We start from the raw sequence: 6,546 nt of genomic DNA on the forward strand, positions 1-6,546 counted from the left end.
TGTTGAATGTCAATCCGTCATCGCTGGCAAGCCAGCTCCCACAGGTTCTATGCCGTTACTGGGGTTGAATAATATATGGATATCCGTATATTCGGTTTTCCATATGTTCGAGCCCGCCCCCCATGCTCACCCCCACCGAACTGTTCAAAAGCCTGGCCGATGAAACGCGTGTCCGCGCCACCTTGCTGATTGCCGAGCAGGGTGAGCTGTGTGTCTGCGAGCTGATGTGCGCCCTCGACGACAGCCAGCCGAAAATCAGCCGCCACCTCGCGCAACTGCGCAGCAATGGGTTGTTGCTCGATCGCCGTCAGGGTCAGTGGGTCTATTACCGGCTCAACCCGGATCTGCCGGATTGGGTTCACCAGATCCTCAAAGTCACCGCGACGGCCAACGCCGGCTGGCTCAAGGACAATGCCTGTCGCCTGCACAACATGGACGGCCGTCCTGCGCGAGAAACCGCGTGCTGTTGAACATCTAATATCCCCGGAGCTATCCATGCGTGTCCTGTTCATGTGCACGGCCAACAGTTGCCGCAGCATCCTTTCCGAAGCCATGTTCAATCATCTGGCGCGCGAGGGCTTCGAGGCGGTGAGCGCCGGCAGTTTCCCCAAGGGCCAGGTGTTGCCACGCAGCCTGACGACGCTGCAACAGGCCGGTATCTCCATCGACGGTTTGTACAGCAAGGGCAACGACGCTTTCGAAAGCAACCCGCCGGACATCGTCATCACTGTCTGCGACAAGGCAGCCGGCGAAACCTGCCCGGTGTACTTCGGCCCGGCGATCAAATGTCATTGGGGGCTGGAAGATCCCTCTGATGTGAGCGGTGACGAGGCCGCAGTGGATGCCGCGTTCCGTGCCACGCTGGCGATCATCGAGCGCCGCTGCGCAACCTTCCTCGGTCTTCCTTTCAAATCACTCAGCCGCGTTGAGCTTCAGCGCGAACTGGATCGCATCGGCTCCCTCTGAGCCGGAGGACATATGTCAGAGCACTTGCCCAATCTTGATCACACGCTGTTCGAAGGCCGGATCACATCACCTTCGCACGAACACAAACCACGCATCCTGCTGCTCTACGGCTCGACCCGCGAACGCTCCTTCAGCCGTCTGCTGGTGGAGGAGGCCGCACGCTTGCTGGAGCACTTCGGTGCCGAGACGCGCATCTTCAATCCGTCCGGTCTGCCGTTGCCTGATGACGCCCCGGTCGACCATCCCAAAGTCCAGGAACTGCGCGAGCTGGTGCTGTGGTCGGAAGGTCAGGTCTGGTGTTCGCCGGAACGCCACGGCGCGATGTCGGCGGTGTTCAAGGCGCAGATCGACTGGATTCCACTGGAACTCGGCGCGGTACGTCCGACCCAGGGCAAAACCCTCGCGGTGATGCAGGTCTGCGGCGGTTCGCAGTCGTTCAACGTGGTCAATCAACTGCGCGTGCTGGGGCGCTGGATGCGCATGTTCACCATCCCCAATCAGTCTTCGGTGCCCAAGGCGTTCACGGAATTCGACGAGGCGGGGCGGATGAAACCGTCAGCGTTTTATGACCGCGTGGTTGATGTGATGGAAGAGCTGGTGAAGTTCACCGTGCTGCTGCGCGAGCGCCAGGATTTTCTGGTGGATCGCTATTCCGAGCGCAAGGAAAGTGCCGAGCAACTTATGGCGCGGGTCAATCAACGCTCGATCTGAAATGCACAAACCTTCTAGCCTCAACGCGCCAATTGTGGATTACTGGCTCCAGCCCACCACTGTACGCACGCCATGAGCAACTGGATCGACCTTGCCCGCGACCGGGAAACCGGTATCGAAACCCTGCACGCGCATTTCGCCGGGCATGCACACGCCTACGATCCGCACTGGCACGAAACCTACCTGATCGGCTTCACCGAGCAAGGCGTGCAGCGCTTCAACAGCCGTCGGGCGCGGCATGACAGCACGCCGGGCAAGGTCTTCATGCTTGAACCCGGCGACATCCATGACGGCGATGCGCCGAGCCCGGACGGCTTCACCTATCGCATGCTCTATCTGCAACCGACATGGCTGGAGCAGGCGCTGGACGGTTTGCATCTGGGCAGCTACGGCAGCGGCTTGCCGGGGATCGGCAGTGTGCTCAACGATGATCCCGAACTGGCCCGGGCCACCTTGTTTGCCTTCAATGCGCTGCATAAGCAGGACGTGCGCATGGTGCGCGATGTGGCACTGGATGCGTTGCTCGAACGACTGGCGATTCACCTGTACCGGCGACCGCAACCGACCGCTGCCAACCGTGCGCCATTGATCGCCCGGCAGGCACGCGATTACCTGGTGGCCTACCACGAGCAGGACATCAGCCTGCAAACCCTGGCCGACGTCTGCGGCACCGACCGCTTTCGCCTGACCCGCGCGTTCAAGGCTGCTTATGGACTCGCGCCGCACGCGTGGCTGATCCAGCTGCGCCTCAGTCGTGGCCGGCAAATGCTTGCGGCCGGCATGCAGCCAGTGGAAGTCGCCAGCCGCCTCGGCTTCGCCGACCAGAGCCATTTGGGCCGCTGGTTCGTGCGTGCCTACGGCATCACGCCGGGCGCCTATCAGCAACGCGCTATTGGCACGTTTCGACGCTGAACAAACGTTCAAGACCGCCACACTTCGCAACCGCCAGAGTAGGCCCTGACTTTCTACAGGGCCGTACCATGCTTGCGTTCATCCTCTTTGCCTTCGTTGCCTCGATCACACCGGGGCCGACCAACCTCATCGTCCTCAGCACCAGCGCCCGACGCGGTTGGCGGCCGTGCCTGCCGATCATTCTCGGCGCGGGGGCGGGCGCTGCGTCTTTGGTTTGGGTCGCCGGTGCGGGCGCCAGTGCGCTGATGCTGCCCGGTGTGCGCCCGGTGATCAGTGCGCTGGGGATGGGCTGGATGCTGTGGCTGGCGTGGCAGATTTTCACCGCGCCGGCCACCGCCATCGATCCCGCCGCCGGCGAGGAAAAAGCCGAACTGGGCCTGCTCGGCGCCGCGCTGTTGCAATGGGTCAACCCCAAGTCGTGGATGATGGCGATTGCCGTGATCAGCGTATTTACCGCGCAAGGGCAGGGCTTGAACGCGTTGTGCCTGGCGTTCTTTCTGGTGTCGTTGCCGTGTCTGGCGCTGTGGGCGCTGCTCGGTCGCGGTGCTGCGCGCTGGTTGAGCAATCCGGCGCAGTTGCAGTGGCTGAACCGGATTCTGGCGGTGTTGCTGGTGGTGTCATCCGCTGCTGCGTTGCTGCACAACTGAGGCGATGGTTTGAGTGAGAGAGCAGAGGTTTTTTTCACAAAATTTGCAGGTGAAGTGAGGATAATGAGCGGGCAAACTGCAGGGTCTTGAAGCTGCGAGGGCAGGGTGGTGCAATCGGTTCGCTCTGCCATTGCGACGAGACCGTCGCTTACGACAATCACGAGGCACGTTATGACTCGCGACACCGCCGTCACCCGTTATGGAAAACTGTCAATTACGCTGCACTGGCTGATGCTGGCGCTGTTCGTCGGCGTCTATGCCTGTGTCGAAATCAAAGGTTTCATGCCCAAGGGCAGCGAAGCGCGCGGCCTGCTGATGGGCTTCCACGGCTTGTTCGGCGCGAGCATTTTCGTGCTGGTGTGGGTGCGTCTCCTCGGCCGCTTGAGCCCACGCCCGCCGATCACTCCGAAGCCGCCAGCCTGGCAGACCGGCATCTCGCACCTGATGCACCTGGCGCTGTACGTGCTGATGATCGCCACGCCGATCCTCGCCTGGCTGATGCTCGCCGCGGCCGACAAACCGTTCCCGTACTTCGGCTTCCACGTCTCGGCACCGTTGGCGATCGACCCGGACTTCGCCAAACAACTCAAATACTGGCATGAAACGCTGGGCAGCACCGGCTACTGGCTGATCGGCTTGCACGCGGCCGCGGGGCTGTTTCACCACTACTGGGTGCGGGATAACACGCTGGTGCGGATGTTGCCGGGCCGCACCGAATAACCCTGACCTGCTTCAACCCCCAATCCCTGTGGGAGCGAGCTTGCTCGCGAAAGCGGTGTGTCAGTCAGCGATGATGCCGGCTGACACGACGCCTTCGCGAGCAGGCTCGCTCCCACAGGTTTTTGTGGTGTCTCGAAGAGCGCTGCAGTTGCCCGAATCACACTTCGCGTCCACTCTATGACCTGCCGACAAGGAGCGTCGCCGACCCTCCGTCGTGACCCAAGGGAGCTTGCAGCATGAGCGAAGACAACAAGGTAAAAGGCCCGGCGTCGTACTTTCCCTCCATCGAAAAAAAGTACGGCCAGCCCATCGAACACTGGCTGAACCTGCTCGCCGGCATCACCGACAAGAAACACATGGAACTGGTGGCGTTGCTCAAGGATGAACACGGCATGGGCCACGGCCATGCCAACGCCTTGGTTGCGTATCATCTGGCGGGTAAAAAGTGAGGGCAGGGCAGCGATGAATTTCTCCCACCGGCCAGTGACGGCCGACGACGTCAAAACCCTGTGCGGCTTTCCGCAGGGCGTTCAAGAGTTGTACTTCATGTTCCCGAAAGCGCAGTACCCGCTGACGGAAGAGCAAATGCACACCGCGATCAGCCAGCGCTTCGACTCCACGGCGTTCTTGGCCAACGGCGAGTTCGTCGGCTTCGCCAACTTCTACCGTGCCGAGCACGACGGCGTCTGCTGTATCGGCAACGTCGTCGTCGCGCCCTACGCCCGTGGCCAGGGCGTCGCTCGCTACATTGTTGAAACCATGACTGCTGTCGGCTTTGAAAAGTATCAGGCCAGGGAAGTGCAGCTCTCCTGTTTCAACGAAAACACCGCAGGGTTGCTGCTCTACCCGAAACTCGGCTTTACCCCGTTCTCCATCGAAGAACGCCCGGCACCGGGCGGCAGACGCGCAGCCCTGATCAACATGACCCGCCACCGACAATAGCCATCCCCCAATCCCTGTGGGAACCGGGCTCGCCCGCGATGGCGCCAGCCCGGCCAGACACCCTCCCAAGCCTGACCCAAAACCTGTGGGAGCGAGCCTGCTCGCGAAAACGCCAGTCCAGCCAAAACGAGTTCCCGAGCCTGACCGCGAACCTGTGGGAGCGAGCTTGCTCGCGAAGACGCCAGCCCAAACGACACCGTACTGCATCCATAAACACGATCATCCAGGCACCCGATGACTCAAACCTCCTCACCCCTAAGCTGACGGCTCATCAGATCACAACTCGCCGACCACGACGTCAACCACTCCGGCATCTCGGGCGACTGTTCAGGCAGCCCCAACTCCCTGACGAACTCACCCGGCGCAATCGTGCCTTTCGCCGAACGAAACAGCCCACGCATCACCACCACACCAATCACCCGTCCCTTGCTCACGAAGCGATGCTCCATGAAGCTCCATTTATCGTCCCAGCCAAGCATCCGGCTGTGAATTTCAAACGCTTCGAACAGCTTCAGCTCACGCCGAAATTTACCCCACGTATCGCCAACGATCGGCAGCGCTTTAGCGCGCAGCGCCACCCGAAACGCGCCACTGCGCAGCACAAAATCCATGCGCCCGACGTCAGCCAGGGTGAAGTAGCGACCATTGGTGACGTGCCGATTCAAATCAAGATCCAGCGGCCACACGCGCATGCGGATAACGGTGGATTCCAGCGCATTGACCGGCTTGCGCCACGGTCGGCGAAAAAGCATGCAGAGCAGTCGAAACCACAGATTCATCAGTACGTCAGCCAGTTGAAAAGGAGCGCTGCACTCTAGCGAGCCGGGCGATGGCGAGGTAGGTGCGTAAATGACTTTTTTGGACGGAACGGTGCATTCCGATCATTGCGGGGTTGATGCTGGATCGGTAGCCCGTTCAACCGGCGGATAAACAGGAAATAATCGGAATGTTTATATGAAGCCTGCCGTTACCACCGAAGCCCTACAACGCCTTGCGCCATCGCCTACGAGTACGCCAGAATCCGCCGGCTTGTGCGTCTAGAGCGCGGGTTCTATCGTCTGTCGGTCACTGAAAAACAGTGATCGGGTTTGGTAGCCCGCCATAACTAGTCGCATCGCGCACCGTTCGCAGACCTCATCAGGTCGCTGCTCAATGGTGGCCATGCGCAGGACACCTTCGGGTGTGCCGGGTCCTAGTTACCGGTCTACCAACCCGCGTGTGGCCGCCACCCTTCGTTTGGTAGCGAAGGTGAAGGCTCCTCTTCAATAACTAGGAGTTTCACCATGATCAAACCAACACCCAACCCGCCAGAAACAGACCTCGCATCGCCCTACGAATCCCTCGATTCCAAAAAACTCCACGAAGCCGCCGAACGCGCCCTCGACCATTACCTATCCCCGGCCACCCAAATCATGGCCAGCCCGCACAAACCCGAATCCATGTACCTCGCCAACCCGAAGTGCGACACCGAATCCCTACTCGCGAACGCCAGCGAAACCCTCGGCTCCGCCAGCGAAATGCTCAACAACTTCGCCGCCACACTCGACACCTCCCACCGCAAAACCGCACTGGGCATCGCCCAGGTCGTCATGCTCGGCGAACTCGCCGTAAACCAGGCCCTCGACAACGTCGAAATCGCCCACTGACC

10 protein-coding genes and 1 pseudogene are annotated in these 6,546 nt (G+C 60.8%); 9 read left to right on the forward strand and 2 right to left on the reverse strand.

The features are described from left to right. Window positions 1-122: 122 nt before the first annotated feature. The 6 genes from H043_RS0110025 to H043_RS0110050 all read left to right on the forward strand — a co-directional run bounded on the left by H043_RS0110025 (window position 123) and on the right by H043_RS0110050 (window position 3,956). Window positions 123-470, forward strand: coding sequence for a metalloregulator ArsR/SmtB family transcription factor (locus H043_RS0110025; protein WP_027611737.1), 348 nt, complete (start codon window positions 123-125; stop codon window positions 468-470). Between the two features lie 25 nt (window positions 471-495). Next, the gene (locus tag H043_RS0110030) at window positions 496-966 is read left to right on the forward strand and encodes an arsenate reductase ArsC (protein WP_027611738.1); all 471 of its coding nucleotides are present in this window, start codon (window positions 496-498) and stop codon (window positions 964-966) included. A gap of 12 nt (window positions 967-978) precedes the next feature. Then, window positions 979-1,677, forward strand: coding sequence for an arsenical resistance protein ArsH (gene arsH, locus H043_RS0110035; RefSeq protein ID WP_007966871.1), 699 nt, complete (start codon window positions 979-981; stop codon window positions 1,675-1,677). Between the two features lie 72 nt (window positions 1,678-1,749). After that, window positions 1,750-2,589: an AraC family transcriptional regulator gene (locus H043_RS0110040; protein WP_027611739.1), complete on the forward strand. Its 840-nt coding sequence runs from the start codon at window positions 1,750-1,752 to the stop codon at window positions 2,587-2,589. 68 nt (window positions 2,590-2,657) lie between these two features. Further along, a complete protein-coding gene (locus tag H043_RS0110045) occupies window positions 2,658-3,236 on the forward strand; it encodes a LysE family translocator (RefSeq protein ID WP_027611740.1) in 579 nt (192 codons plus the stop codon). A gap of 171 nt (window positions 3,237-3,407) precedes the next feature. Continuing rightward, a complete protein-coding gene (locus H043_RS0110050; RefSeq protein ID WP_027611741.1) occupies window positions 3,408-3,956 on the forward strand; it encodes a cytochrome b in 549 nt (182 codons plus the stop codon). Window positions 3,957-3,982: 26 nt separating this feature from the next. Here the strand turns inward: H043_RS0110050 and H043_RS30655 are convergent. Further along, window positions 3,983-4,114, reverse strand: a pseudogene (locus H043_RS30655) (metal ABC transporter ATP-binding protein); the annotation flags it as partial. A gap of 78 nt (window positions 4,115-4,192) precedes the next feature. Between H043_RS30655 and H043_RS0110055 the strand changes: the two are divergent. Further along, window positions 4,193-4,405 carry a DUF4287 domain-containing protein gene (locus H043_RS0110055; RefSeq protein WP_027611742.1) on the forward strand — a complete coding sequence of 71 codons (213 nt, stop codon included), beginning with the start codon at window positions 4,193-4,195 and terminating at the stop codon, window positions 4,403-4,405. Between the two features lie 13 nt (window positions 4,406-4,418). After that, window positions 4,419-4,898, forward strand: a complete 480-nt coding sequence (locus H043_RS0110060; RefSeq protein ID WP_027611743.1) for a GNAT family N-acetyltransferase — start codon at window positions 4,419-4,421, stop codon at window positions 4,896-4,898. 239 nt (window positions 4,899-5,137) lie between these two features. On the opposite strand, the gene H043_RS0110065 is transcribed toward H043_RS0110060, so the two are convergent. After that, window positions 5,138-5,677: a thioesterase family protein gene (locus H043_RS0110065; RefSeq protein WP_027611744.1), complete on the reverse strand. Its 540-nt coding sequence runs from the start codon at window positions 5,675-5,677 to the stop codon at window positions 5,138-5,140. Window positions 5,678-6,181: 504 nt separating this feature from the next. On the opposite strand from H043_RS0110065, the gene H043_RS0110070 reads away from it, so the two are divergent. Further along, a complete protein-coding gene (locus H043_RS0110070; protein WP_027611745.1) occupies window positions 6,182-6,544 on the forward strand; it encodes a DUF6124 family protein in 363 nt (120 codons plus the stop codon). The last annotated feature ends 2 nt before the right edge of the window (window positions 6,545-6,546 follow it).

It is taken from the genome of Pseudomonas sp. URIL14HWK12:I6, assembly GCF_000514195.1.
Taxonomy (GTDB): domain Bacteria; phylum Pseudomonadota; class Gammaproteobacteria; order Pseudomonadales; family Pseudomonadaceae; genus Aquipseudomonas; species Aquipseudomonas putida_A.

What these genes read in the sequence shown, in the direction of transcription:
- H043_RS0110025 (WP_027611737.1), top strand. Translation starts at nt 123, where the DNA reads ATGCTCACCCCCACCGAACTGTTCAAAAGCCTGGCCGATGAAACGCGT.
- H043_RS0110030 (WP_027611738.1), top strand. Translation starts at nt 496, where the DNA reads ATGCGTGTCCTGTTCATGTGCACGGCCAACAGTTGCCGCAGCATCCTT.
- arsH (WP_007966871.1), top strand. Translation starts at nt 979, where the DNA reads ATGTCAGAGCACTTGCCCAATCTTGATCACACGCTGTTCGAAGGCCGG.
- H043_RS0110040 (WP_027611739.1), top strand. Translation starts at nt 1,750, where the DNA reads ATGAGCAACTGGATCGACCTTGCCCGCGACCGGGAAACCGGTATCGAA.
- H043_RS0110045 (WP_027611740.1), top strand. Translation starts at nt 2,658, where the DNA reads ATGCTTGCGTTCATCCTCTTTGCCTTCGTTGCCTCGATCACACCGGGG.
- H043_RS0110050 (WP_027611741.1), top strand. Translation starts at nt 3,408, where the DNA reads ATGACTCGCGACACCGCCGTCACCCGTTATGGAAAACTGTCAATTACG.
- H043_RS0110055 (WP_027611742.1), top strand. Translation starts at nt 4,193, where the DNA reads ATGAGCGAAGACAACAAGGTAAAAGGCCCGGCGTCGTACTTTCCCTCC.
- H043_RS0110060 (WP_027611743.1), top strand. Translation starts at nt 4,419, where the DNA reads ATGAATTTCTCCCACCGGCCAGTGACGGCCGACGACGTCAAAACCCTG.
- H043_RS0110065 (WP_027611744.1), bottom strand. Translation starts at nt 5,677, where the DNA reads ATGAATCTGTGGTTTCGACTGCTCTGCATGCTTTTTCGCCGACCGTGG.
- H043_RS0110070 (WP_027611745.1), top strand. Translation starts at nt 6,182, where the DNA reads ATGATCAAACCAACACCCAACCCGCCAGAAACAGACCTCGCATCGCCC.